General features: G+C 71.7%; 1 protein-coding gene. It reads left to right on the top strand.

Translation table 11 applies throughout. The annotated features are described in order from the left end of the window. On the top strand, positions 1-410 hold a 410-nt coding region (locus OQ789_RS25840; protein ID WP_324689271.1), incomplete at both ends, for a condensation domain-containing protein.

The following is a 410-nucleotide window of genomic DNA, read 5'->3' as shown; positions in this document are numbered from 1 at the left end:
CAGACCCTGGCCGGCATGCCCGAACGCCTGGCGCTGCCCACCGACCGCCCCTATCCGCGGGTTGCCGACTACGGCGGCGCCACTGTCGCGGTGGACTGGCCCGTGGAGCTGCAGCGGGCCGTGCGCCGGGTGGCCCGCGAGCACAACGCAACCAGCTTCATGGTCGTCCAAGCCGCGTTGGCGGCCGTGTTGTCCAAGCTCGGCGCCGGCACCGACGTGGCGGTGGGGTTCCCGATCGCCGGGCGCCGCGACACCGCGCTCGACGGGCTGGTGGGTTTCTTCGTCAACACCTTGGTGCTGCGGGTCGATCTGGCCGCCGACCCGAGTGCCGAGGAGTTGCTGGCTCAGGTCCGCGAGCGCAGCCTGGCCGCCTTCGAGCATCAGGATGTGCCCTTCGAGGTGCTGGTGGA

It is taken from the genome of Mycobacterium sp. 94-17, from assembly GCF_035617725.1.
In the GTDB taxonomy this organism is placed as follows: domain Bacteria; phylum Actinomycetota; class Actinomycetes; order Mycobacteriales; family Mycobacteriaceae; genus Mycobacterium.
This window is presented reverse-complemented; position numbering and strand designations above follow the sequence as displayed.